Annotated in this window: 22 protein-coding genes; 12 read left to right on the top strand and 10 right to left on the bottom strand. The window is 67.4% G+C overall.

Translation table 11 applies throughout. The features are described from left to right. Positions 1 to 3: 3 nt before the first annotated feature. Entirely contained in the window at positions 4 to 1185 is a 1182-nt protein-coding gene (locus E5P2_RS20820) for an acyl-CoA dehydrogenase family protein (RefSeq protein ID WP_162569037.1), read from the bottom strand. Positions 1186 to 1327: 142 nt separating this feature from the next. Between E5P2_RS20820 and purN the strand changes: the two genes are divergently transcribed. Then, positions 1328 to 1927 (top strand): phosphoribosylglycinamide formyltransferase, encoded by a 600-nt coding sequence (gene purN / locus E5P2_RS20815; RefSeq protein ID WP_162569036.1) that lies wholly within the window; start codon positions 1328 to 1330, stop codon positions 1925 to 1927. Here the strand turns inward: purN and E5P2_RS20810 are convergent. Further along, complete coding sequence (locus E5P2_RS20810; RefSeq protein ID WP_162569034.1) at positions 1914 to 2150, bottom strand: DUF1653 domain-containing protein; 237 nt, start codon at positions 2148 to 2150, stop codon at positions 1914 to 1916. The two genes, purN and E5P2_RS20810, sit on opposite strands and share 14 nt — an antisense overlap. Positions 2151 to 2225: 75 nt before the next feature. Between E5P2_RS20810 and E5P2_RS20805 the strand changes: the two genes are divergently transcribed. Then, complete coding sequence (locus tag E5P2_RS20805) at positions 2226 to 3497, top strand: RsmB/NOP family class I SAM-dependent RNA methyltransferase (protein WP_162569032.1); 1272 nt, start codon at positions 2226 to 2228, stop codon at positions 3495 to 3497. A 131-nt stretch (positions 3498 to 3628) separates the two neighbouring features. Beyond that, entirely contained in the window at positions 3629 to 4843 is a 1215-nt protein-coding gene (locus tag E5P2_RS20800; protein WP_162569030.1) for a DesA family fatty acid desaturase, read from the top strand. 89 nt (positions 4844 to 4932) lie between these two features. Here the strand turns inward: E5P2_RS20800 and rpmG are convergent, their stop codons facing one another. From rpmG to trxB, 3 genes are all read right to left on the bottom strand, one after another. After that, positions 4933 to 5106, bottom strand: coding sequence for a 50S ribosomal protein L33 (rpmG, locus tag E5P2_RS20795; RefSeq protein WP_007830291.1), 174 nt, complete (start codon positions 5104 to 5106; stop codon positions 4933 to 4935). Positions 5107 to 5117: 11 nt separating this feature from the next. Then, positions 5118 to 5351 (bottom strand): 50S ribosomal protein L28, encoded by a 234-nt coding sequence (gene rpmB, locus E5P2_RS20790; RefSeq protein ID WP_162569028.1) that lies wholly within the window; start codon positions 5349 to 5351, stop codon positions 5118 to 5120. A 294-nt stretch (positions 5352 to 5645) separates the two neighbouring features. Beyond that, complete coding sequence (gene trxB, locus E5P2_RS20785) at positions 5646 to 6596, bottom strand: thioredoxin-disulfide reductase (RefSeq protein WP_162569026.1); 951 nt, start codon at positions 6594 to 6596, stop codon at positions 5646 to 5648. A 166-nt stretch (positions 6597 to 6762) separates the two neighbouring features. Here trxB and E5P2_RS20780 point away from each other — a divergent pair, with 166 nt between their 5' ends. The 8 genes from E5P2_RS20780 (at position 6763) to E5P2_RS20745 (ending at position 15811) form a co-directional block, all read left to right on the top strand. Then, positions 6763 to 7437 (top strand): Crp/Fnr family transcriptional regulator, encoded by a 675-nt coding sequence (locus E5P2_RS20780; protein ID WP_162569024.1) that lies wholly within the window; start codon positions 6763 to 6765, stop codon positions 7435 to 7437. Positions 7438 to 7567: 130 nt separating this feature from the next. Continuing rightward, a complete protein-coding gene (locus E5P2_RS20775; protein WP_162569022.1) occupies positions 7568 to 9955 on the top strand; it encodes a DNA translocase FtsK in 2388 nt (795 codons plus the stop codon). A 13-nt stretch (positions 9956 to 9968) separates the two neighbouring features. Next, complete coding sequence (gene lolA / locus E5P2_RS20770; protein ID WP_162570587.1) at positions 9969 to 10601, top strand: outer membrane lipoprotein chaperone LolA; 633 nt, start codon at positions 9969 to 9971, stop codon at positions 10599 to 10601. Positions 10602 to 10632: 31 nt separating this feature from the next. Next, positions 10633 to 11934 carry a replication-associated recombination protein A gene (locus tag E5P2_RS20765; RefSeq protein ID WP_174262682.1) on the top strand — a complete coding sequence of 434 codons (1302 nt, stop codon included), beginning with the start codon at positions 10633 to 10635 and terminating at the stop codon, positions 11932 to 11934. A gap of 244 nt (positions 11935 to 12178) precedes the next feature. After that, positions 12179 to 13108, top strand: coding sequence for a branched-chain amino acid ABC transporter permease (locus E5P2_RS20760; RefSeq protein ID WP_162569018.1), 930 nt, complete (start codon positions 12179 to 12181; stop codon positions 13106 to 13108). A 10-nt stretch (positions 13109 to 13118) separates the two neighbouring features. Next, positions 13119 to 14306, top strand: a complete 1188-nt coding sequence (locus tag E5P2_RS20755) for an ABC transporter permease subunit (protein WP_162569016.1) — start codon at positions 13119 to 13121, stop codon at positions 14304 to 14306. A gap of 16 nt (positions 14307 to 14322) precedes the next feature. After that, complete coding sequence (locus E5P2_RS20750) at positions 14323 to 15093, top strand: ABC transporter ATP-binding protein (RefSeq protein WP_162569014.1); 771 nt, start codon at positions 14323 to 14325, stop codon at positions 15091 to 15093. A 1-nt stretch (position 15094) separates the two neighbouring features. Next, the gene (locus tag E5P2_RS20745) at positions 15095 to 15811 is read left to right on the top strand and encodes an ABC transporter ATP-binding protein (protein WP_162569013.1); all 717 of its coding nucleotides are present in this window, start codon (positions 15095 to 15097) and stop codon (positions 15809 to 15811) included. Positions 15812 to 15852: 41 nt separating this feature from the next. On the opposite strand, the gene E5P2_RS20740 is transcribed toward E5P2_RS20745, so the two are convergent. Then, entirely contained in the window at positions 15853 to 16827 is a 975-nt protein-coding gene (locus E5P2_RS20740; protein WP_162569011.1) for a Bug family tripartite tricarboxylate transporter substrate binding protein, read from the bottom strand. Positions 16828 to 16902: 75 nt separating this feature from the next. Next, a complete protein-coding gene (locus E5P2_RS20735; RefSeq protein WP_162569010.1) occupies positions 16903 to 17967 on the bottom strand; it encodes a CDP-6-deoxy-delta-3,4-glucoseen reductase in 1065 nt (354 codons plus the stop codon). A 39-nt stretch (positions 17968 to 18006) separates the two neighbouring features. On the opposite strand from E5P2_RS20735, the gene E5P2_RS20730 reads away from it, so the two are divergent. Next, entirely contained in the window at positions 18007 to 18963 is a 957-nt protein-coding gene (locus E5P2_RS20730) for an SDR family oxidoreductase (protein WP_162569008.1), read from the top strand. A 52-nt stretch (positions 18964 to 19015) separates the two neighbouring features. Here E5P2_RS20730 and E5P2_RS20725 read toward each other — a convergent pair whose 3' ends face one another. The 3 genes from E5P2_RS20725 to E5P2_RS20715 are packed head-to-tail and all read right to left on the bottom strand — an operon-like array spanning position 19016 to position 24961. Next, positions 19016 to 19564, bottom strand: coding sequence for a hypothetical protein (locus E5P2_RS20725; protein ID WP_162569007.1), 549 nt, complete (start codon positions 19562 to 19564; stop codon positions 19016 to 19018). A gap of 36 nt (positions 19565 to 19600) precedes the next feature. Beyond that, positions 19601 to 22822 (bottom strand): DUF6519 domain-containing protein, encoded by a 3222-nt coding sequence (locus tag E5P2_RS20720; protein ID WP_162569005.1) that lies wholly within the window; start codon positions 22820 to 22822, stop codon positions 19601 to 19603. A 21-nt stretch (positions 22823 to 22843) separates the two neighbouring features. Continuing rightward, a complete protein-coding gene (locus E5P2_RS20715; protein ID WP_162570586.1) occupies positions 22844 to 24961 on the bottom strand; it encodes a hypothetical protein in 2118 nt (705 codons plus the stop codon). Positions 24962 to 25025: the final 64 nt, after the last annotated feature.

Genomic DNA, 25025 nt, shown 5'->3' with positions numbered 1-25025 from the left:
TTGTCAGCCCAGCACGGTCTGGGCGACGATGTTGCGTTGCACCTCGTTGCTGCCGCCGTAGATGGTGGTCTTGCGCATGTTGAAGTAGGTCGTGGCGAGCGGCGCCAGCTGCACATGGCCGCCAGGGAAGTCGCCCTGCCAGCCAGCCTCCATCGCTTCGCGCACCAGCGGCAGCGCGTAGGGGCCGCCGGCCAGCATCATGAGTTCGGTATAGCGTTGCTGGATCTCGCTGCCCTTGATCTTGAGCAGGCCCGCGATGTCGAGCGAGTTCTTGCCGGAGGTGGCGGCCGACAGCACGCGCAGCACCAGCATTTCGAGCGCGACGATGTCGACCTCGAGCTTGGCGATCTCGTCGCGAAAGCGTGTGTCTTCCCATACGCCTTCGCTCTTGGCGAGCCGCTTGAGCCGCTCCAGTTCGCGCTTGGCGCGATTGACGTCGGCGATGTTGGTGCGTTCGTGGCTCAGCAGGTGCTTGGCATAGGTCCAGCCCTTGTTTTCTTCTCCGATCAGGTTCTCTGCCGGCACCTCGACGTTGTCGAACCAGACTTCGTTGACCTCGTGGCCGCCGTCGAGCAGCTTGATGGGACGCACGGTGACGCCTGGCGACTTCATGTCGATCAGCAGAAAGCTGATGCCGGTCTGCGGCTTGCCTTCGTTGCTGGTGCGCACCAGGCAGAAGATCCATTCGCCATACTGGCCGAGCGTGGTCCAGGTCTTCTGGCCGTTGACGATGTACTTGTTTCCCTGGCGCTCGGCCTTGGTCTTCACCGAGGCGAGGTCGGAGCCGGAACCCGGTTCGCTGTAGCCCTGGCTCCACCACACCTCGCCGCTCGCGATGCCGGGCAGGAAGCGCTTTTGCTGCTCGGCGTTGCCGAAGGCCTGGATCACCGGTGCGACCATCACCGGCCCGAAGGGGACGATGCGCGGCGCGCCGGCCAGCGCGGTTTCTTCCTCGAACAGGTGCTTCTCGATCGCGGTCCATCCCGGACCGCCGAATTCCTTGGGCCAGCCGTAGCCGAGCCACCCCTTCTTGCCGAGGATCTTGGCCCAGCGCTGCAGATCGTCGCGCGTGAGGTCCAGGGCGTTGTGCACCTTGTGGGAGATGTCCGGGGGAAGGTTGTCCTTGACCCAGGCGCGAATCTCTTCGCGGAACTTCTGTTCTTCGGGCGTGAAGCTCAAATCCATGCGTGCCTCGCTGTGTTGATCGAACGCCGCGCCTGCGGCGTGTCTTTGGGAATGGCCGGTTTTAGCACGGTCGTGCGAAAGAAGGCTGTCCGCGCCGCGACAAACGGCGTGACCAGGACGGACACGGATAATCCTGCCTCCCATGAAGAACATCGTGATCCTGATCTCCGGCAGCGGCTCCAACATGGCTGCCATCGTGCGCGCCGCGGAGCGCGAGGGCTGGGCTCGGCGTTTCGATGCGCGCATCGCTGCCGTCATCAGCAACAAGGCCGATGCCGCGGGCCTGGCCATCGCGCGCGCGCAGGGCATTGCGACAGAGGTGGTCGCGCACAAGGATTTCGATACCCGCGAGGCCTTCGATGGCGCGCTGGCGCGGGCGATCGACGCCCAGGCGCCGACGCTGGTGGTGCTCGCGGGATTCATGCGCATCCTCACGCCGGCCTTTGTCGCGCATTACGAAGGCCGGCTTCTCAACATCCATCCGTCGCTGCTGCCGGCCTTTCCCGGATTGCGCACTCATCAGCGCGCCATCGAGGCGGGCTGCCGCGTGGCGGGGGTGACGGTGCACGAGGTCACGGTCGAACTCGATCACGGCCCGATCCTGGCGCAGGCGGCGGTGCCGGTGATGCCGGACGACACGGCCGATACGCTCGCGGCCCGTGTGCTGGCGCACGAGCATCGGGTTTACCCGCAGGCGATCGCGGCATGGCTGGCCCGACCTGCGCCTGCTACGCCAGCTTGACGAATCGCGGGCGCCGAAGGCCATCGATGTCCACGGTCTCGCCGAACATCGCCGCAGGCCGCACCCAGAGGCCGCGCTGGCCATGGAGCGCGCGGTACAAGGTCATCGGTTCCAGCGTCTCGCTGTGGCGAACGGTGCCGAGCACTTCGTACTCGCCGCCTTTGTAATGGCGGTAGCGGCCGGGCGGCGTTTCGATCAGGGGAGGGAGGTCGTCGTCTTTCATGGGGGTCGATTCTTTCGAAGGGTTCGAGGCTGGGAGGCCGGGACTGGCAGGGCGCCGCCGCTGAGACAATGGGGCATGCACCCCAAAGCCCTGCTCGAGGCCTGCGCCGATTTGGTCGGCCTGGTCCTCAAATTCGATCATCCTGCCGATCAGGTCGTTTCCCGCTTCTTTCGCGACCACCGCGAGCTGGGGCCGCGCGAGCGTGCCACGCTGGCCGAGACGGTCTACACCGTGCTGCGCAAGAAGCTGCTGTTCGATCACCTGTCGCCCTCGGGCAGCGGGTCGAAAGAGCGGCGCATGGCCATTCTGGGCTTTCACGGCCCGCGCGATTTCCTCAAGAGCGCGCTCAACGATACAGAGAGGCGCTGGCTCGACAACTGCGACGGCGTCAAGGAGGACGATCTCCTCGAACGCCACCGCCACAACCTGCCGGAATGGCTGGTGGCGCCGCTCAAGGCGCAACTCGGCGCCGAGTTCTGGCCGCTGGTGCGCAGCCTGCAGCAGCCGGCACCGCTCGACCTGCGCGTCAACGCGCTCACCGACAAGCGCCCCGACGTGCAGAAGGAACTTGCGCAGGCCGCCATCCCGGCCGCAGCGACGCCGTTCTCGCCCTGGGGACTTCGCATCGAAGGCAAGCCGGCCCTCACCAAGCTCGATGCCTTCGTGCGCGGCGCGGTCGAGGTCCAGGACGAAGGCTCCCAGCTGCTCGCACTGCTGCTCGACGCCAAGCGCGGTGAAATGGTGGTGGATTTTTGCGCCGGCGCAGGCGGCAAGACGCTGGCGATCGGCGCCACGATGCGCAACACGGGCCGGCTCTATGCCTTCGACACGTCCGGCCATCGGCTCGATGCGCTCAAGCCCCGCCTGGCGCGCAGCAAGCTCTCGAACGTCCATCCCGCCGCGATTGCCCATGAGCGCGACGACCGGGTCAAGCGGCTGGCGGGCAAGATCGACCGCGTGCTGGTCGATGCGCCCTGTTCGGGCCTCGGCACGCTGCGGCGCAATCCCGACCTGAAATGGCGCCAGTCGCCGCAGTCGGTCCAGGAGTTGACCGCCAAGCAGACCGCCATCCTGCAGAGCGCCTCGCGCCTCGTGAAAGCCGGTGGCCGGTTGGTTTATGCGACCTGCAGCCTGCTGCCGGAAGAAAACGAAGCCATTGCCGAGGCCTTTGGCGCCGCGAACCCCGATTTCGAGGTTCAGGAGGTCGCGCCGTTGCTGACCGGCCTCAAGGTGGCTGCCGCCGAAGGCCTGTGCGCGGGCGGTGACGCCGGCACGCGCTACCTGCGTCTCTGGCCGGACCGCCACGCCACCGACGGTTTCTTTGCCGCCGTGTGGAACCGGAAGTAGGGGCGCGGCCCCAAAGAAGAGGGAAAACTCACAATCGATCAAGGATTTAGACCCCTTTTCGGGGCTGAACCTTTAAAATTACCGATTACCTGAAGGCTGCACCTTCGTGCGGCCATGGAGTACCGAACTCAATGTTGCCCCCTGATTCTGCCGTTCTGAGCGCGGCCATCGACTGGCTCGGACACGGCTTGTGGGACCTCACCTGGTGGCAGGTCGTGCTGTACACGCTTGTCACCACGCACATCACGATCGCGGCGGTCACGATCTTCCTGCACCGCACGCAAACGCACCGGGCCATGGATCTCGGCCCGATTCCCTCGCATTTCTTCCGTTTCTGGCTTTGGCTCGGGACCGGCATGGTCACCAAGGAATGGGTGGCGATCCATCGCAAGCACCACGCCAAATGCGAAACCGAGGAAGACCCGCACAGCCCGCAGGTCAAGGGCATCGACGAAGTGCTGTGGCGCGGCGCCGAGCTGTATCGCGCCGAGTCGAAGAACAAGGAAACGATGGAGCGCTACGGCCACGGCACGCCGGACGACTGGCTCGAGCGCAATCTGTACGAGCGCTACAGCTGGCAGGGCGTGGGCCTGATGCTGATCATCAACCTGGCACTCTTCGGTGCGCTCGGCATGGCGGTCTGGGCGGTCCAGATGCTCTGGATCCCGATCACCGCGGCCGGCATCATCAACGGCATTGGGCACTACTGGGGCTATCGCAATTTCGAGGCACCCGACGCGAGCCGCAACGTGTCGCCCTGGGGCGTGATCATCGGTGGTGAAGAGCTGCACAACAATCACCACACCTATCCGACTTCGGCGAAGTTCTCGGTCAAGAAGTACGAATTCGACATCGGCTGGATCTACATCTGCATGATGCAGAAGATCGGCTGGGCCAAGGTCAAGAAGGTGCCGCCGAAGCTGCAGATCGGCGATATCCAGCCGGTGGCCGACGCGCAGACTCTCGAGGCCGTCATCGCCAACCGCTACGAAGTCATGGCGCGCTATGCGCGTGAAATGCGCCGCACCACCAAGGGCGAACTGGCGCAACTCAAGGCCAAGGGCGCCGACCTGTCGGTGCTGAAGGCTGCCAAGCGCTGGCTGCACCGCGACGACGACAAGGTGCCCGCCGCCGCGCGTTCGCACCTGGTGCAGGCACGTGCCGCCCACCCGGTGCTCGACAAGATGGTGACGATGCGCGAAGAGCTGCGGCAGCTGTGGCTCAACACCTCGCAATCGCGCGAGCAACTCGCGGCCGATCTGGCCGCCTGGTGCCATCGTGCGGAAGCCAGTGGCATCGCCGGCTTGCGGGAGTTTTCCACCCGTCTGCGTTCCGCAAGAGCTTGACGCTCGCCCCAGGCTTCGCCGGCCACGAACGTGGCGGCCAATAAAAAACCCGCTGGATCTCAGCGGGTTTTTTATTGGAGCCAGCCGAATTACTTCAGCTTGATTTCCTTGTATTCGACGTGCTTGCGTGCCTTGGGGTCGAACTTCATGATCGACATCTTTTCAGGCATCGTCTTCTTGTTCTTGCTGGTGGTATAGAAGTGGCCGGTACCCGCGGTGGATTCCAGCTTGATCTTTTCGCGTCCGCCTTTGCTCGTTGCCATGATTCAGCTCCTTAGGCTTGGCCGCGTGCGCGCATGTCTGCGAGCACGGCGTCGATGCCGTTCTTGTCGATCAGCCGCAATGCGGCGCTCGAAACACGCAGGCGAACCCAGCGATTTTCGGTCTCGACCCAGAAACGACGGTATTGCAGGTTCGGCAGGAACCGGCGCTTGGTTTTGTTGTTGGCGTGGGAAACGTTGTTTCCGACCATCGGGCCCTTGCCCGTTACTTCGCATACGCGTGCCATGAGGACACTCTTTCTTGAACAGCTGGCACCTTTGACGGAACGCTGTGGGCGTTCGGGGTGGTTTGCAGCTTGACCTCGCCAGAAACGGGTGGCGGTACCCCGATTTGCCGGGGCGCATCAAGGCGCCAGATTCAGCAAAGCCAAAGATTATAGCCGACCCGTCATGCAGCTACGGCCGGCGCAGTCAGGCCCGCTGGTGAAACACCGCGGATCCGGCTCAGCCGGTCCGCCGGTGTGGCCCCCGGCAGGGGGTAGGCGAAGCGACACGAAGTGCGCGCAGCCTGGGGGCGAGCTCTATTCTTGTTCGAGGAAGCGCTGCGCATCGAGCGCCGCCATGCAGCCCGTGCCCGCGCTGGTGATCGCCTGCCGGTACACGTGGTCCTGCACGTCGCCCGCCGCGAACACGCCAGGCACGCTGGTCATGGTCGCAAAGCCCTGCAGGCCCGCCTTGGTCAGGATGTAGCCGTCCTTCATTTCCAGCTGGCCCTGGAAGATGTCGGTATTCGGATGGTGGCCGATGGCGATGAAGCAGCCCTTGAGGTCGAGCTGTTCTGTGGCGCCGGTCTGGGTGTTCTTGAGGCGGATGCCGGTCACGCCCGAGTCGTCGCCCAGCACCTCGTCCAGCGTGTTGTGAACCTTGAGCTCGATCTTGCCCTCTGCCGCCTTTTCGTTGAGCTTGTCGATCAGGATCGGCTCGGCCCTGAACTTGTCACGCCGATGGACCAGCGTGACCTTGCTGGCGATGTTCGACAGATACAGCGCCTCTTCGACGGCCGTGTTGCCGCCGCCGATCACGCAGACTTCCTGGTCGCGGTAGAAGAAGCCGTCGCAGGTGGCGCAGCCCGACACGCCGCGGCCCATGAAGTGCTGCTCGGAGTCGAGCCCCAGGTACTTGGCCGAGGCGCCGGTGGCGATCACCAGCGCGTCGCAGGTGTAGGTGTCGGTATCGCCGCTGAGGGTGAACGGGCGCTTGCTCAGGTCGACCTTGTTGATGTGGTCGAAGACGATCTGCGTCTTGAAGCGCTCGGCATGTTCCAGGAAGCGCTGCATCAGATCCGGTCCCTGCACGCCGTGGACGTCGGCCGGCCAGTTGTCGACCTCGGTCGTCGTCATGAGCTGGCCGCCCTGGGCGATACCGGTGATCAGCATGGGTTGAAGATTGGCACGGGCCGCATAGACGGCCGCGGTATAGCCGGCCGGGCCGGAGCCGAGAATGAGGACCTTCGCGTGGCGTGGGGTGGACATGATGCGTAGAAAACCTATCAGTTACGCTGCAGCAGCGTGTACATTTTCAGGGTGATAGATATGGAGTATCACCGTTCGGTTCAAGACCGGGCGTGGGGTGTTTTCAATGCGTGCGATTGTATTAATCCATGGGTTTGCGAATCGCACGGTACTCGGGGATTGATGAATGTCGATGCTTTCCAACCTTGAATTGCTTCGCCGCGTGCCGCTGTTCGCTGCGTTGACGCCAACGCAATCCGCGAGCATTGCGGATGCGATCATCAAGAAACGCTTCAAGCGCGCCGAGGTGGTGGTCGAGCAGGGCAAGAAGTCCGATGCGCTCTACATCATCCTGACCGGGCGAGCCCGCGTGATGAGCACCGACAGCCGCGGCCGCGAGGTGATCCTCGCCACACTGCAGCCTGGCGACTATATCGGGGAAATGAGCATGATCGACGACGAGCCGCATTCCGCGACCGTGCGCACCGAAGTGCAGACCGACGTGCTCATGCTCGGCCGCGAGGCGTTCGCGCGCTGCCTGCCCGAGAATTCCTCGATGTCGTACAACATCATGCGCGGCCTGGTCGCGCGCCTGCGCCATGCGGATCGCAAGATCGAATCCCTCGCGCTGATGGACGTCTACGGCCGCGTGGCGCGTTCCCTGCTCGAGTTCGCGATCGACGATGGCGCCGGCAATCTCAAGGTGCGCGACAAGATCTCGCGCCAGGATCTGGCCAAGATGGTCGGCGCCTCGCGCGAAATGGTGAGCCGCGTCATGAAGGACCTCGAGGAGCGCGGCTTCGTGCAGACCCAACCCGACGGGTCGATGATCGTCAAGGAACGACTCTCATCGCTCGCCTGATTCTCCGGCCGGCGGCGCTGCAGCGCACCGGCCTTCATGTCGCCGGCCCTGACAACGCGGCCGCGATCGACTTCGTTGTAGTTTCCATAGGTCATCGGCTCGCGCGCGCGGGCCGGTCGTCCTGTCGCCCATGACCTACTCGCTCAATACCCTTCAACAGACATCGTCGTCTGCCGAGTCGCAGCCGGTGCGGCAGCGCGCGATGCGCTTCGCGCACGAGATCACGCTGATCGCCGGCTTCGTCCTCCTCCTGTTCTGGCTGCTCGCCATGCTGAGCTTCACGCCTTCGGATGCGGCCTGGTCGACATCGGGCACCGGCGGTGACATCAAGAACTGGGGCGGCCGCATCGGCGCATGGCTGGCCGATGCGAGCTATTTTCTGGCCGGCTACTCGGTCTGGTGGTGCCTGGCGGCCGGCCTGCGCGTGTGGCTGTCGTCGCTGGCCGGATGGCTGCGCGGCGGCGAGACGGCGCCTGCCGACCAGCCGTCCCGCGGCCGTTTCAATCGCAGCCGCCTGGCATTCTGGTTCGGCCTGCTGCTGCTGCTGTGCGCCAGTGCGGTGCTCGAATGGTCGCGTCTCTACCGGCTCGAATTCCGCCTGCCCGGCCATGGCGGCGGCATCCTCGGCTACTTCGTCGGGCCGCTGAGCGTGAAGTGGATGGGCTTCACCGGCTCGGCGCTGATCGCCATCGCGGGCGGCGTGATCGGCTCGGCACTGGTGTTCCGCTTTTCGTGGAGCCAGATCGCCGAACGCATCGGCTCGCGCGTCTATTCGCTCTTCGAGTCGCGGCGCGAGAAGCGCGAGATCGCCCAGGACATCGCGATGGGCAGGCAGGCCGTGCGCGAACGCGAGGAAGTGGCTTCCGGCTTCCACGGCGGCGAACTCGAGTCGCCCGACGAAGAACTGCGCGTCGTGCCGCGCGCCAAGCGCCGCGCCCCTTCGCCGCCAGTGCAGATCGAGCCCGCCCTGGTCGAGGTGCCGCGCAGCGACCGCGTCGCCAAGGAACGCCAGAAGCCGCTGTTCCGCGAACTGCCCGACAGCAAGCTGCCGCAGGTCGACCTGCTCGACGCCGCGCAGACGCGCCAGGAAACCGTCTCGGCCGACACGCTGGAGATGACCTCGCGCCTGATCGAGAAGAAGCTCAAGGACTTCGGCGTCGAGGTCCGCGTGGTGCTCGCTTCGCCCGGTCCGGTGATCACGCGCTACGAGATCGAACCGGCCACCGGCGTCAAGGGCTCGCAGATCGTCAACCTCGCGAAAGACCTCGCACGCTCGCTCTCGCTGGTGTCGATCCGCGTGGTCGAGACCATCCCCGGCAAGAATTTCATGGCGCTCGAACTGCCCAATGCCAAGCGGCAGTCGATCAAGCTCAGCGAAATCCTCGGCTCGCAGATCTACAACGAAGGCAAGTCGATGCTCACCATGGGCCTCGGCAAGGACATCGTCGGCAACCCGGTGGTGGCCGATCTTGCGAAGATGCCGCACGTGCTGGTCGCGGGCACCACGGGTTCGGGCAAGTCGGTCGGCATCAACGCGATGATCCTGAGCCTGCTGTACAAGGCCGAAGCGCGCGACGTCCGGCTTCTGATGATCGATCCCAAGATGCTCGAAATGTCGGTCTACGAAGGCATTCCGCACCTGCTGGCCCCGGTGGTCACCGACATGCGCCAGGCCGCCCACGGCCTCAACTGGTGCGTGGCCGAGATGGAGCGCCGCTACAAGCTCATGAGCAAGCTGGGCGTGCGCAACCTCGCGGGCTACAACGTCAAGATCGACGAGGCCAAGGCACGCGAGGAGTTCATCTACAACCCCTTCAGTCTCACGCCCGACAGCCCCGAGCCGCTCGGGCGTGAGCCGCACATCGTGGTCGTGATCGACGAGCTCGCCGACCTGATGATGGTGGTCGGCAAGAAGATCGAGGAACTCATCGCCCGCCTCGCGCAGAAGGCCCGTGCGGCCGGCATCCACCTGATCCTCGCCACGCAGCGGCCCAGCGTCGACGTCATCACCGGCCTCATCAAGGCCAACATCCCGACGCGCATCGCCTTCCAGGTGTCCAGCAAGATCGACTCGCGCACCATCCTCGACCAGATGGGCGCCGAGGCGCTGCTCGGCATGGGCGACATGCTCTACATGCCCAGCGGCACCGGGCTGCCCGTGCGCGTGCACGGCGCCTTCGTGAGCGACGAAGAGGTGCACCGTGTCGTCGCCTACCTCAAGTCGCAAGGGGAACCGGACTACATCGAAGGCGTGCTCGAAGGTGGCACCGTGGACGGCGATGGCGATCTGTTGGGCGAGGGCGGCAGCGATGGCGGCGAGAAGGACCCGATGTACGACCAGGCGGTCGAGGTCGTGCTCAAGAACCGCAAGGCCAGCATCTCGCTCGTGCAGCGTCACCTCAAGATCGGCTACAACCGCGCCGCGCGCCTGGTCGAGGACATGGAGAACGCCGGGTTGGTGAGCGCGATGAGCGGCAGCGGCCAGCGCGAGATCCTGGTTCCTTCGAGAACGGAATGACATGTCGATGATGATGATGAAGTGGATGGCCGCTGCGATGCTCGCCGCGCTGGCCGGCGGCGCGTGGGCCGGCGGCATGGAAAGCCTCGAAGCTTTCGTGAAGACCGCCAAATCGGGCCGTGCCGAGTTCACGCAGACCGTGACGGCGCCGTCCAGGGACGGCCAGGCCTCGCGTGACAAGGTGTCGAGCGGCACCTTCGAATTCCAGCGTCCCGGCAAGTTCAAGTTCGATTACAAGAAACCCTTCGCCCAGAGCATCGTCGCCGATGGCCGGACGCTCTGGCTCTACGACGCCGACCTGAACCAGGTCACGCAGCGCAAGCAGTCGCAGGCATTGGGCTCGACGCCGGCAGCGCTGATCGCCGCCGCGCCCGACCTGCGTGCCCTGCAGGCCGATTTCACGCTCGAGGCTGCGCCCGAGCGCGACGGCCTGCAATGGGTGAAGGCCACGCCGAAGAACAAGGACGGCCAGCTGCAGAGCGTCCAGATCGGCTTCCAGGGCGATGCGCTTGCCGCGCTAGAGATTCTCGACAACTTCGGCCAGCGCTCGGTGCTGAAGTTCAGCAAGGTCGAGGTCAATCCTGCGCTGCCCGCCGGCACCTTCTCGTTCAAGGCGCCGGCCGGCGCGGACGTGCTGCGCGAGTGAGCGCCTCGAGGCCGAACGGTCTTCGCTGAGGATGCCGCCCGTGGCCGCACCTGCCCACCAACCCCTGGCCGAACGCCTGCGTCCCAAGACCCTGGGCGAGGTCATCGGCCAGCAGCAACTGCTCGGCCCCGGCATGCCGCTGCGCATCGCCTTCGAGTCGGGGCGGCCGCACTCGTGCATCCTCTGGGGCCCGCCCGGCACCGGCAAGACCACCATCGCGCGCCTGATGGCCGATGCCTTCGATGCGCAGTTCCTCAGCATCAGCGCGGTGCTCGGCGGCGTGAAGGACATCCGCGAGGCGGTCGAACGCGCGACGGCCGCACGCGATGGGCTGGAGCAGCGCCGCACCATCGTCTTCGTCGACGAGGTCCACCGCTTCAACAAGAGCCAGCAGGATGCGTTCCTGCCGCACGTGGAGTCGGGCCTCTTCACCTTCATCGGCGCGACCACCGAGAACCCGTCCTTCGAGGTCAATTCGGCGCTGCTGTCGCGCGCGGCGGTCTACGTGCTGCAGCCGCTCGACGAAGGCGACCTGAAGCAGATCGTGGCGCGCGCCCAGGCCATCCAGGCCGTGCCTGCCATCGATGCGCCAGCCATCGACCGGCTCGTGGCCTATGCGGACGGCGACGCGCGGCGGCTGCTCAACACCCTCGAGACGCTCGCCGTCGCAGCCGGCGCCGAGAAGCTCGACCACATCACCGATGAATGGCTGCTGCGCGTCCTGGGCGAGCGCATGCGCCGCTACGACAAGGGCGGCGAGCAGTTCTACGACACCATCTCCGCGCTGCACAAATCCGTGCGCGGCAGCGATCCCGACGCGTCGCTCTACTGGTTCGTGCGCATGCTCGACGGCGGCGCCGACCCGCGCTACATGGCGCGCCGGCTGGTGCGCATGGCCAGCGAGGACATCGGCCTGGCCGACCCGCGCGCATTGCGGCTCGCGCTCGATGCCGCCGAGGTGTACGAGCGCCTCGGCACGCCCGAGGGTGAACTGGCACTCGCCGAATGCGTGGTCTACCTCGCGATCGCGCCCAAGTCGAACGCGGTTTACAAGGCCTACAACGAGGTCCGCGCACTCATCAAGTCCGACGGCACGCGGCCGGTGCCCATGCATCTGCGCAATGCGCCGACGAAGCTGATGAAGCAACTCGACTACGGCAAGGGCTACCGCTACGCGCACGACGAGGAGGGCGGCTTCGCGGCCGGCGAGCGCTACATGCCCGAGGGCCTCGAACCGCAGCCCTTCTATCGGCCGGTCGAGCGCGGCCTCGAAATCCGCATTGCGGAGAAGCTGCGCGAACTGCGAAAGCGCAACGCCGACACCGGCGGTTGATACGCAGCCTCCGCTCGCCGATACCGGCTTGCACCGCCACCGCCGGCGCGCCTTGCGCCAGCGGGAAAACCCCGTCGTTTGGGCACCGGATTGGCGCGCCCGCGTGACTACAATCCCGCCCACAAACCCGCCGCCGACACATGCTGGCGGGTTTTTTGCTAAGGGGAAACCACGGCGCCGACCCGGCGCGCGGTCAGCGTCAGGCATCTCTCGAGGGTGTCGCCAACAAAAAGGGAAGTTCGCTATGGACATCTTGCTGCAGCAGATCATCAACGGTCTGGTTCTCGGCAGCATGTACGCCTTGATAGCCTTGGGCTACACCATGGTGTACGGCATCATCAACCTCATCAATTTCGCGCACGGGGAAGTCCTCATGGTCGGGGCGCTGACCAGCTGGACCATCATCGGCCTCATGCAGGATGCGTGGCCGCACGCGCCCGGCTGGCTCATCCTGATCGTCTCGCTCATCATCGCCTGCATCGTCGCGGCCACGCTCAACTTCGTGATCGAGAAGGTCGCCTACCGGCCGCTGCGCAACAGCCCCAAGCTGGCGCCGCTGATCACCGCCATCGGCATGTCGATCCTGCTGCAGACGCTGGCCATGATCATCTGGAAGCCGACCAACAAGGCCTATCCCAACCTGCTGTCGACCACGCCGATCCACCTGGGCGGCGCCGTGATCTCGCCCACGCAGGTCATGATCCTGGGCGTCACCGCGATCTGCCTGGCGATCCTCAGCTGGCTGGTCAACTACACCAAGCTCGGACGCGCCATGCGCGCCACCGCCGAGAACCCGCGCGTCGCCGCGCTGATGGGCATCCGGCCCGACATGGTCATCTCGGCCACCTTCATCATCGGCGCGGTGCTGGCCGCGATCGCCGGCGTGATGTACGCCTCCAACTACGGCATCGCGCAGCACGCGATGGGCTTCATTCCCGGCCTCAAGGCCTTCACCGCGGCGGTCTTCGGCGGCATCGGCAACCTGGCCGGCGCGGTCGTCGGCGGCATCCTGCTGGGCCTGATCGAGGCCATCGGCTCGGGCTACATCGGCGCGCTCACCGGCGACGTGCTGGGCAGCCACTACAGCGATATCTTCGCCTTCATCGTGCTGATCATCATGCTCACGCTGCGGCCCTCGGGTCTGCTCGGCGAGCGTGTGGCGGACCGGGCCTGAGGAGCGCGACATGAAGAACAGCAAGAACCTCGTCCTCACCGTGATCGGCATCATCGCCGTGCTCGTGCTGCCGCTGATCCTGCAGAGCCAGGGCAACGCCTGGGTGCGCATCGCCGACATCGCGCTGCTCTACGTGATGCTGGCGCTCGGCCTCAACATCGTCGTGGGCTACGCCGGCCTGCTCGACCTCGGCTACGTCGCCTTCTTCGCCATCGGCGCCTACCTGTACGCGCTGCTGGGTTCACCGCAGCTCACCGACACCTTCCCCGCCATCAAGGCCATGTTCCCGCACGGGCTGCATGTCTCGCTGCTGGTCGTGGTGCCGCTGGCGCTGGTCGTCGCCGCGATGTTCGGCGCGCTGCTGGGTGCGCCCACGCTGAAGCTGCGCGGCGACTACCTCGCGATCGTGACGCTCGGCTTCGGCGAGATCATCCGCGTGTTCCTCAACAACCTCGACCAGCCGGTCAACATCACCAACGGTCCGAAGGGCATCACCGGGATCGACTCGGTCAAGTTCTGGGGGCTCGACCTCGGCCGGCCGCTCAAGATCGACGGCTTCACGATCTCCTCGGTCACGCTCTACTACTACCTGTTCCTGCTGTTCGTGGTCTTCACCATCCTCGTCTCGCACCGCATGCAGACGTCGCGCATCGGCCGCGCGTGGATGGCCATCCGCGAGGACGAGATCGCCGCCAAGGCGATGGGCATCAACACCCGCAACATGAAGCTCCTGGCCTTCGGCATGGGCGCGAGCTTCGGCGGCGTGTCGGGCGCGATGTTCGCGTCCTTCCAGGGCTTCGTCTCGCCCGAGTCCTTCAGCCTGATGGAGTCGGTGATGATCGTCTCGATGGTGGTGCTGGGCGGCATCGGCCACCTGCCGGGCGTGATCCTCGGCGCCGTGCTGCTGTCCGCGCTGCCCGAGGTGCTGCGCTACGTCGCCGGGCCGCTGCAGGAAATGACCGACGGCCGGCTCGATGCCTCGATCCTGCGCCAGCTCTTCATCGCGCTGGCCATGATCATCATCATGCTGGTGCGGCCGCGCGGCCTCTGGCCTTCACCCGAGCACGGCAAGTCGCTCGCGCGCAGGGGCGTTGTGGCCGCACCCGCTTCCGGCATGCCGGCGGCAGCGCCGGGCATCGAGACGCCGTCGGACGAAATGCCGGGCGACGCATCGCGGCCGATGTCGATCAACCCGTGAGCGAGGGCGAAGAAAAATGACTGAAACCATCCTCGATGTCCACGGCATCTCCAAGCGTTTCGGCGGCCTGCAGGCGCTGTCGGACGTCGGCATCAAGATCCAGCGCGGGCAGGTCTACGGCCTCATCGGTCCCAACGGCGCCGGCAAGACCACCTTCTTCAATGTCATCACGGGCCTCTACTCGCCCGACAGCGGAAGCTTCGAGCTCGCCGGCAAGCCCTACCGGCCGACCGCCGTGCACGAGGTCGCCAAGGCCGGCATCGCGCGCACCTTCCAGAACATCCGCCTGTTCCAGGAAATGACCGCGCTCGAGAACGTCATGGTCGGGCGCCACGTGCGCACCCATTCGGGCCTGTTCGGCGCGATCTTCCGCGGCAGCGGCTTCAAGGCCGAAGAGGCCGCCATCACCGAGCGCGCCCACGAGCTGCTCGAGTATGTCGGCATCGGCAAGTTCGCCGACTACAAGGCGCGCACGCTCAGCTACGGCGACCAGCGCCGCCTCGAGATCGCCCGCGCGCTGGCGACCGACCCGCAACTGATCGCGCTCGACGAGCCGGCCGCCGGCATGAACGCGACCGAGAAGGTCATGCTGCGCGAGCTGATCGACCGCATCCGCAAGGACAACCGCACCATCCTGCTCATCGAGCACGACGTGAAGCTCGTGATGGGCCTGTGCGACCGCGTCACGGTGCTCGACTACGGCAAGCAGATCGCCGAGGGAACCCCTGCGGACGTACAGAAGAACGAGAAGGTGATCGAGGCCTACCTCGGCACCGGAGGACATTGAGATGGCGCAAACACTTTTGAAAGTCAGCGGCCTGAAGGTGGCCTACGGCGGCATCCAGGCCGTCAAGGGCATCGATTTCGAAGTGCGCGAAGGCGAGCTGGTGTCGCTGATCGGCTCCAACGGCGCCGGCAAGACCACCACCATGAAAGCGATCACGGGATCGCAGCCCTACCTCGCCGGCGACATCGAATTCCTCGGCAAGAGCATCAAGGGCCGCGGTGCGTGGGACCTGGTCGCCGAAGGCCTGGTGATGGTGCCCGAGGGCCGTGGCGTCTTCACGCGCATGAGCATCACCGAGAACCTGCAGATCGGCGCCTACATCCGAAAGGACAAGGCCGAGATCGCGAAGGACATGGACCGCGTGTTCTCGACCTTCCCGCGCCTGAAGGAGCGCGCCACGCAGCTGGCCGGCACCATGTCGGGCGGCGAACAGCAGATGCTGGCGATGGGACGCGCGCTGATGGCGCGGCCCAAGGTGCTCCTGCTCGACGAGCCATCGATGGGCCTGTCGCCGATCATGGTCGACAAGATCTTCGAAGTGGTCAAGCAGGTCTACGACCAGGGCGTGACGGTGCTGCTGGTCGAGCAGAACGCCAGCCGCGCGCTGCAGCTGGCCGATCGCGGCTATGTGATGGAGTCGGGGCTCATCACGATGAGCGGGGATGCGAAGGTGATGCTGAGCGATCCCAAAGTGCGCGCCGCCTATCTGGGCGAATAGGCCGTTGCTCCCTCCCCCGGAGGAGGAGGGAGCAAGAGCGCTCAATCGACGTGCGCTCCAGTCGCCTTCACCACCTTCTCGTACTTCGCCAACTCGCTCTTCATGAACGCCCCGAACTGCTCGGGCGAATTGCCCACCGGCTCGGCCAAGAGCGATGCGAAGCGTGTCTTGGTTTCCGGTGAATGAAGCGCATCGACGAAAGCCTTGTTGAGCTTCGCGATCACCTCCGGCGGCGTGCCGGCCGGCGCCATCAGGCCCCACCAGGTGTCGACCGAGAAGCCCTTCAGCGTGGCGGCCACGGTCGGCACTTCGGGCAGCATGCTGCTGCGTTCGGCGGTGGTCACCGCGAGCGCCTTGAGCTTGCCCGAGCGGATGTTCGGTGCCGCGGTCGCGAGGTTGTCGAAGTTGAAATCGACCTGGCCCGACAGCAGCGCGAGCTGCGCCGGGTTGCCGCCGTTGTAGGGGATGTGCACGGCGAAGATGCCGGCTTCCTTCTTGAACATTTCCCCGGCCAGGTGGCCGGCGCTGCCGTTGCCGCCGCTGCCGTAGTTGAGCTTGGCGGGGTTGGCCTTGGCGTAGGCGATCAGGTCGCGCACGCTGTCGATCTTCAGGCGCTTGGCCGTCTCGGCGTTCATCACCAGCACGTTGGGCACGCGGACCATCTGCGTGATCGGCGCGAAGTCGGTCGCGGCGTTGAACGGGATCTTGCTGTAGAGCCACGGATTGACCGCATTGGTCGCGGTCGCCGCGATGCCGATCGTGTAGCCGTCGGGCGCCGCCTTGGCCACGATGTCGGCGCCGATGTTGCCGCCCGCACCGGGCTTGTTGTCGATGATGACCGGGCCCAGCGTGTCGCGCACGCGTTCGGCGAGCGCGCGGGCCGTGACGTCGATCGGGCCGCCGGCCGCATAGGGCACGACGAGGCGAATCGGCCGCTGCTGCTGCGCCGTGGCGCTCGCGGCGGCCAGCAGCGCGGCGGTGGAGAGGAGGGTGAGAAGTAAGCGTCGGGTAGTCATGTATCCGATTGTGCTTCGGCCCGCTCCGGCCCGTGACCGTGCGATCCCTGAGCCGGCGTGCGGCCCACCGCCTTGCTAGGGCAATGCCTTGTCCGCCTCGGTCGTGAACGCATCCGCGTAGAACTCATCCTCCGACAGGCCGCGCTCGGCCACGTAGTCCCGCTTGGCGGAGTCCACCACCACCGGCGCGCCGCAGGCATACACCTGGTGACCCGAGAGGTCCGCGAAGTCTTCCATCACCGCGCGATGGACGAAGCCCGTGCGGCCGGTCCAGTTGTCCTCCGGCACGGCATTGGAGATCACCGGCACGTAGCGCAGGTGGGGCATCTCTGCGACTTGGGTGCGCACCCAGTCGTCCATGTACAGATCCTCGGGCCGGCGGCCGCCCCAGTACAGCGTCGCCGGCCGCTCGATGGCCTTGAAGCGCATATGTTCGAGCAGCGCCTTGATCGGTGCGAAGCCCGTGCCCGAGGCCAGCAGCACCATCGGCTTGTCGGAATCCTCGCGCAGGAAGAAGCTGCCGTACGGCCCTTCGATGCGCAGGATTTCCTTTTCCTTCATCGCGCCGAACACGTGGTCGGTGAACTTGCCGCCCGGCAGATGGCGGATGTGCAGCTCGATGCCGGTGCCCGGCGTCTGCAGCGTGTGCGGTGCATTGGCCATCGAGTAGCTGCGCCGCGTGCCGTCGCGCAGGATGAATTCGATGTATTGCCCCGCATGGAACTGCAGCGGCTCGCCGGCCGGCAGCTGCAGCCGCAGCATCAGCACGTCGTGCGACTGCTTCGCGAGCGCCTGCACCCGCGCGGGCATCTTGCGGATCGGGAAGGCGCCGGCCTCGCTCACCTGGCGCGATTCGAGCACCACGTCGCTCTCCGCATGTGCGCGGCAGGTCAGCACGAAGCCGGCCAGTTCTTCCTCGGCACTCAGCGCCTTGCTCTGGTGCGAGGCCAGGATCACGCTGCCGGACAGCTTCCTGCACTTGCACGAGCCGCAGGCGCCGTCCTTGCAGCCGTAGGGCAGGCCGATGCCCTGGCGGATGCCGGCCGCGAGAATGGTCTCGTCGGCCTGCGCCATGAAGTGGCGTCCGCTCGGCTCGACCGTGATCTGAAAGCCCGCCTCGCTCGGCGCTGCGCTGGTCATGGGTATTCTTTGCTCTGATTTGGAAAAGGGAACTGGATTTTGCCTTCAATCAACAGCCCCCTCGGCGCGAGGCCCGCGCGCTTCCGGCGCGAGCGCGTGCTCGTGGTCGGATGCGGCGACGTCGGCCTCCGGGCGGCGCGCCTGCTGCGCGGCCGGGTGCGGCTCGTCGCGCTGACCTCGTCGCCCGAGCGCGTGCCCGCCTTGCGTCAGGCCGGCCTGACGCCGGTCGTCGCCGATCTCGACGCGCCAGCGAGCCTGCGCCGGCTCTCCGGCCTCGCCACCCGCGTGCTGCACCTGGCGCCGCCCGCGCGCGTCGAAGGCGCGCGATGGTGGCGCGATGCGCGCACGCTGGGGCTGGCGCGCGCGCTGCGGCTGCGCACCCTGCCGGCCGCGCTGGTCTATGCATCGACCAGCGGCGTCTACGGCGACTGCGGCGGAGCGCGCATCACCGAGACGCGCGCGCTGCGCCCCGACACGCCGCGTGCGCACCGCCGCGTCGATGCCGAGCGCACGGTGCGCTGGCTCGGCCGCGCGGGCATCGCCGTGCGCATCCTGCGCATCCCCGGCATCTACGCGCCCGACCGCGAGGGCGGCACGCCGCGCGAGCGGCTGAAGAAGGGCACGCCGGTGCTGCGCGCCGAGGACGACGTCTACACCAACCACATCCATGCCGACGACCTCGCGCGCGCCTGCGTGGCGGCGCTGTGGCGCGGCGGCCCGCAGCGTGCGTTCCACGTCAGCGACGACAGCGAACTCAAGATGGGCGACTACGTCGATCTCGCCGCCGACCTGTACGGCGTCGCGCGCCCGCCGCGCATCGCACGCGATGCGGCGCAGGCACAGCTGCCCTTGTCGCTGCTGAGCTTCATGGGCGAATCGCGGCGCCTCGACAACACGCGCATGAAGCGCGAGCTGCGATTGCGGCTGCGGCATCCGACCGTTGCGGCGGGGCTGAGCGCTCTTGCTCCCTCTCCCTCTGGGAGAGGGTTGGGGTGAGGGCGCCGGCCTCCAATCAACAGCAACGTACAAATCAAAGGCCCGGAAGCCCTCACCCCAGGCCTCTCCCAGAGGGAGAGGGAGCAAGACCTTGTGCCTGGCCGAACAGCTTGCCCAGCGCCGCCATCTCGGCCGCGGCGTCCTGCTGCATCGCACCGATCTGCTGGAGACCGTCCTGCGCATTGCGCTGGTCCTTCGCGAACTGCGCGTTGACGTCGTCGACCTGCGCCTTCAGCGTGGCGTCGCCGTCCAGCAGCCGCTTGAGCGTCGCCGTCTTCAGCATCGCAGCCACGTCGCTGCGATCGGCCGCGAGCTGGTCGGTGCCGGCCTTGGCGCGCGCCGCGGCCGCCTGCATGCCGTTGGCCAGGTCGGCCGCGAAGGCATCGAAGGCGCCGCCGTCGAGCGAGCTGCTGTCGGTCGCCGCGAGCCCCGGCGTATCCGGCAGGAAGATGGCCATGCCGGCGCTCAGCGCGGTGAAGTCGATGTGCGGATTGAGTGCCTGCAGCCGTTCGAGCGACGCGCCGCTGCCGCCGGCGGCGGCCTTGGCCAACTGGGTGCTGAACTTCTGCAGGCTGCTGGCCTTGAGGACGACGAGGCGCATGGCGGTGCTCCGTGAATGTGATGAAAGCGCGCGGCTTCAGCCGAGCAGGTTGAGGGGCTGCATCTCGGGCTTGATCGGCCCGGCGACGCCGCTGGTGCTGATGTTGCCGATGGCCGTCACCACCGCGTTCTGCGGCGAGATCGTCATCGACGGCTTGCCGCCGCGCACGCGGTTGGCGCTGACCACGGCGAGTGGCGACGCGAGGCGCACGGCATCGATGTTGGTGTTGGCGCGCAGCTCGCAGCGGTTGTCGCCGAACATCAGGTCGCCGCTGGCACTCACGTCGACCGCCGACACGCGGCCGCGCGCGAGCAGCGTGTTGCCGAGCACCGAGGCGCTGGCGCCGCGCACCACCACCGCGCCGGCCGCGTCGACCGTGGTCTGGCCCGCGTCCAGCCAGGCGCGGTTGCCGGCCAGCACCAGCGTGCGCGCCTCGTCGACGCGCACCGCGGTGTAGGCGGCGACGCGCGACAGAAGGCGCAATTTGGCATCGGGCTCGTCGATCAGCAGCGCCCACCAGGCCGTGGGGCTGGGCTGTTCGCTCGGCGTCGCGTCGCGCTCGACATGGTTGTGCGCGATCGCGGCCTGCGCATAGGGCGCGCGCAGCATGATGCCGGCGACCGTGCCGCCGAATTCGCCGGCCGGTCCGATCTCGGTCACCTCGTTGTTCGCCAGGCGCATGCGCTGCACCGACATGCCGAACAGGCCGGCGATGAGCTGCTGGTTCTGCTGCGGGCTCAGGCCGACCTGGCGCACGGTGTTGCCCGACAGCGTCGCGGCCTGGGTGCGCAGGATGCCGATGCCGAACACCAGCGCCGCGATCGACGCATCGGCCTTGTCGCTGCCGATCGCGCGCAGCTGGTTGCCCGTGATCGAGAGCGAACCCGCGCGCGCCGTGTCGACCATCAGGATCCCGTTGCCGCAATCCTCGATCACGTTCTGCGCGATCACCAGGTCCAGGGCCGGTGCCTGCACCAGCACGCCCGCATCGGGAAAGCCGCCGATCTGGTTGGCCAGCACCTGGCACTGGTCGCTGCCGCTCGGGTCCAGTCCGACCACCAGCCGGATCGCGGCGCCGGTCGGTGCGCGATCGCCCTGGCGCACCGCGCTCAGCTTGTTGGCCTCGATCCACGCGCCGTCCACCGCGCAGGCGATGCCGTCGCCGTTCACGCTCAGGCCGTTGCCGGCGATGCGCATCGCCGCGCCGGGCAGCGCGATGCCGAGCACGCCGATGCCCTGCGTGCGGCAGCCCAGGAGCTGGTTGTCGCCGATGCGCGTGTCGTAGAGATGCGCGACGCGTCCGCTCATCGTCACGCCCGTGCGCTGGCACCACAGCACGTTGCCGGCGATGCGCAGCACGGCCGTGACGAGGAAGGTCGGCGCGGTTTGATCGCTGGTCTCGCCGGCGCGGATGCCGTCGGGCGCGATCAGCAGGTTGTCCATGATCGACACGCCGGCCGCCACGCCGGTGAGTGCGATCGCGGCGCCGGGCGCATCGGTGCTGCCGAGCACCGCGATCACCAGTTGCCGCAGCGCCAGCCCGATCACGCTGCGCACGCTGACGGCCGATTGCTGGCCGAGCGAGACCAGCGTCATGTCCTGCAGCGCGATCGCCGCGCTGCGCTCGATCACGAAGGCGCTGCCCGATGCGGTGATCACCGTGGCCGGTCCCTGGCCATGGACGCGCACCGAGCGCGCGCCGGTGATGCGCACCGCCTCGCTCAGCGTGTAGGGGCCCGCATGCAGGCACACGGTGCCGCCGGTGTCGCGCACCTGGTCGATCGCACCCTGGATCGTGAGCTGTCCGCTCGCATGCGATTCCGGCGTCACGCAGGCGGTGCAGCCGCAGTCCGCGCCGCCTTCGGCCGGTGGCCAGTGATGCCGGCAGTCGCTGACCGTGCCGGCCGCCACGTCCCAGAAGCCGAGCCGCGCATAGTGGTGATGGATGCCGCGCGGCGGCGCGCGGTCGAGCAGCTCGACCGAGGCATCGGCCGTGCGCGCCGCGAACTCCCAGTGGTCGCCGCTGCGAAAACCGGTGGCGCCGGTCGAGTCGAAGTTCACCGTCACACCGTTCTCGAGCAGCAGCGTGGTGCCCGTTGCCGGCACCTTGATCACGCCGGTCGAGCCCGGCGCGTCGAGGTCCTGCACCTGCACCGGCGTGCCGCTGGGGTCGGTGCGGAACACCAGGCCCTTCTGATCCCACTTGCGCACGCGCAGGTTGCGTGCCGCGGGCCAATCGCTGTTCGGGAAGCTCGCGGGCAGCATCGCGGCCGGCAGTCCCAGCGCGAAGCTGATGCGCCGCGTCGCGTCGTCGACCGTCACCCGCCGCATCTCGCCCGGCGCCTGCGAGAACTCGCGCACGTCGTCGGTGATCTCGACCCAGTCGCCGCTGTTGATGCGCAGCACATCGTCGCGGCCCAGCGTCTCGAGTTCGAGCTGCGTGGCCGAGATCATGCTGCTCACGCGCGAGGCCACGCAGCCGTTGTTGCTGGACCAGCGGAAGGTCGCGGTGCCGCCGGGCTGGCCGGGGTCGTAGATCTCGACGCGGTAGAGCTGGTTCTCCAGCCCGCGGTAGCCGCCGGTGGGCGGCAGTTCGCAAGGATCGTCGACCACCGCGACGTCGAAGGTGCCGGTCGTCAGCACGCCGGTCGAGGATGCGGTCAGCGCGCTCCAGCCGGGGATGTCGCCATCGGGCGAGGCACAGCTCGCGCCCGGGCCCGCATCGTTGGCCAGCACGCGCACCTGCCACACGGTCTGCCGGCGCGAGCTGGTGTCGACGCCGACCGCGCTCTCGACCAGCGCGGGCTGTTCCAGCGCCGTGACCTCGCGGTCCCACACATCGAGGTAGACCAGGTGCACGCCGGCCGTCGGCAAGGCCGGTGCGCCCGGCAGGTAGGGCTGCGATGCGTAAGGGATCGGCTGCGTGAACACGCGCTCCGCCATCAGGTCGTCGAAGGCGCGCTGCGCGGCTTGAGTTGAAGCGGCTCCGTGGTTCTCGGCCAGCAGACCATCGACATAGAGCCGCCCGCGGCCGATCTGCAAGGCGCCCGCGACCGCCGTGATCTTGAAGGCATCGGGCGTGTTGGACGACACCGTCGCGCGGCCCAGCGTGTCGCTCGCGAGCGCCCGCAGCCGCCGGTCGAGGATCGCGACCAGCTCGTTGGCATCGGCGTCCAGCAGCACGCCGCCCTGCTTGAGTTCGACGCCCGCGTAGTCGAGCAGCGGGTTCAAGCGCACTCTGGAAAGATCGGCACCCATGGCGTGTCTCCAAACAGGTTGTCAGCTGGCGTAGAAAAAGCCCGCGTGCAGGCCGAAGCGCAGGTACTCGTCGAGCCGGATGCGCAGGTTGGTCTCGCGCTGCGGCTGGAACAGCGCATGCAGCACGCCCATCTCGCAGCCGTCGTCCGCGCCTTCGCGGATCGACGCGTCGGTCACGGGACGCAGCTGTCCGTAACCCGGCGTGCCGTAGCGCAGCGAGGTGAAATGCGGCAGCACGTCCGGATGGTCGGCATCGGGCACGCAATGAAAGCGGCGCGGCGTGATCGCACCCGCGGGCAGACAGCAGAAGCGCACGCAGCCCTGCTGGCGGCGCTCCGCGATCAGCGGCGCGGACCAGGTCTCGCCGGGTGCGTCGCCGAGCGCGGCGAAGAAGATGCTGTCGGAGGCGAGCTGCAGCAGCTTGGTGTGCAGCTTGCCGACCACCGTGCATTCGGTGACGGTGAGCACGCCGCCGGGTGCGCCCGTGCCGTCGGCGTCATAGGCGACGTTCTGTGTCGCGCCGGCATCGACGATGCAGTTGTCGAGCGTCACTTGCGCATCGCCGACGATCTGGAGCGGGCCGGTGATGCAGCGCTGCAGCGTGATCTTCGCGAAGGGGTTCTCGACGATCAGGCTCGGCGCGCCGGGCGAGACCGCGCTGCCGTCGGCATTCAGCGCCAGGCCGGGCGCCAGCGTGCAGTCGCGCAGCACCAGCTCGCGCGGCTCGTCGTCGGCCGCTGCCGCGAGCCGCAGCGCACCGCCGCTGAAGACCAGGCCATCGATCACCAGCCGGCCGCGCGCGCCGATGGCCAGCGTGACATCGCCGCTCGCCGCGATCAGCGGCCGCGCCGGATTGCGCGCGGCCACCACCACGCCGATGCCGGGTGCGCCGGGCGCGAGCACGTCGTCGATCCTGAAGACGGGCGTCTCTTCATAGCGCAGGCTGTCGCCGATCAGGAGGCGCCCGCCGGCCGCGAGCGCATCGAGCTGCGGCTGCAGCGCGGCGCCGCCGATCACGCTGAGCTGCGTCGCGTCGTCATCGCCCTCCGGCGTGCGCTCGTACTCGCCGCCGCCGATCGCGCGCACCGTGCCGTAATGGAAGGTCGCGAGCAGCGGCCCGTCGCTGGCCGCGCCGAGCAGCACGCGCCCGCGTTCGGGATCGAAACCGATGATGCCTGCGGGCACCGAATCCTCGTGGTTCCAGCCGGTCACGTTGCCGCCTCCATCAAGGATGTCGCGCAGGTCGCACACGCGCACCGCGGTGACCGACACCGGCGTCGGCGGATTGCCGGGCCGCAGGAAGACAAGGCTCTCGCCTTCGCCGTAGTCGTCGTCCCGCCGCGCATCGGGCGCGGGCACGGTGCTGGCCTGCGCCGCGCGCACCGCAAGCGCCATGCGCCGCACCGACAACGGCTCGGGCACGTTGATCGCTTCGGCCAGATGGCTGATGTCGTCCTCGGTCTGCGCATGGCGGAACAGCTGCAGGTCGGCGCCCAGCGGATCGACGCGGAACCTGCGTCCGCTCGCATCGCCCGGATCGGGCGTGAGCGGCACCGCGCTCAGCCGCATCGACAGCAGCCGCCACAGGAAGATGCCGATGTTCGGGATGTTGTAGCGCCCGGCCCCGGTCTCGGGCCGGCGCATCTCGGCCGTGTGCGCGACCGCGTTGAAGGCGCCGCCCTGCGCGAACATGGCGCCGGTGTCGCGCAGATCGGCGGACGCCGGCGCATACAGGCGCACGTGGTTCATGTACTGCGTGGTGGCGAGCTGCTCGAAGAACTCGACCGCATGCGCGGGCCAGTCGGTGACGTCGCTCGCGAGCTGCTCCAGCATCAGCGCCGTGCCCTTGCGGCGACGGTAGCCGATGGTGTTGGCAACCTCGGGCCGCGGCGAGGCGATCTTCGGCGCCACGCCATGCAGCGGCCGGTAGCCGATCAGGTCGCCGATGTAGGGTGCGACCCAGTCGGCGCAGGTCTCGATGAACTGGTCGTCGTAGAGCTGCGCGAGGTTTTCTTCCAGCGCCGCGAACTCCTGCGCGAAGGCCGCGAGCAGCGCCTTGAGCGGCTCGCCCTGGTCGGCATCGCGGATGCGGTAGACCGCGGGCAGCAGCGCGTAGAGACGATCGGCATCGAGGCTCATGTCGACCCCCACGCTCGGCACTTCGTGTCCTCGCTGCCCCCCGAGGGGGCGTTCGCTTGCTTGA

The organism is Variovorax sp. SRS16 (assembly GCF_901827165.1).
Classification (GTDB): domain Bacteria; phylum Pseudomonadota; class Gammaproteobacteria; order Burkholderiales; family Burkholderiaceae_C; genus Variovorax.
Note: the sequence above shows the minus strand (reverse complement) of the source record. Positions and strands in the feature narration are given on the sequence as shown.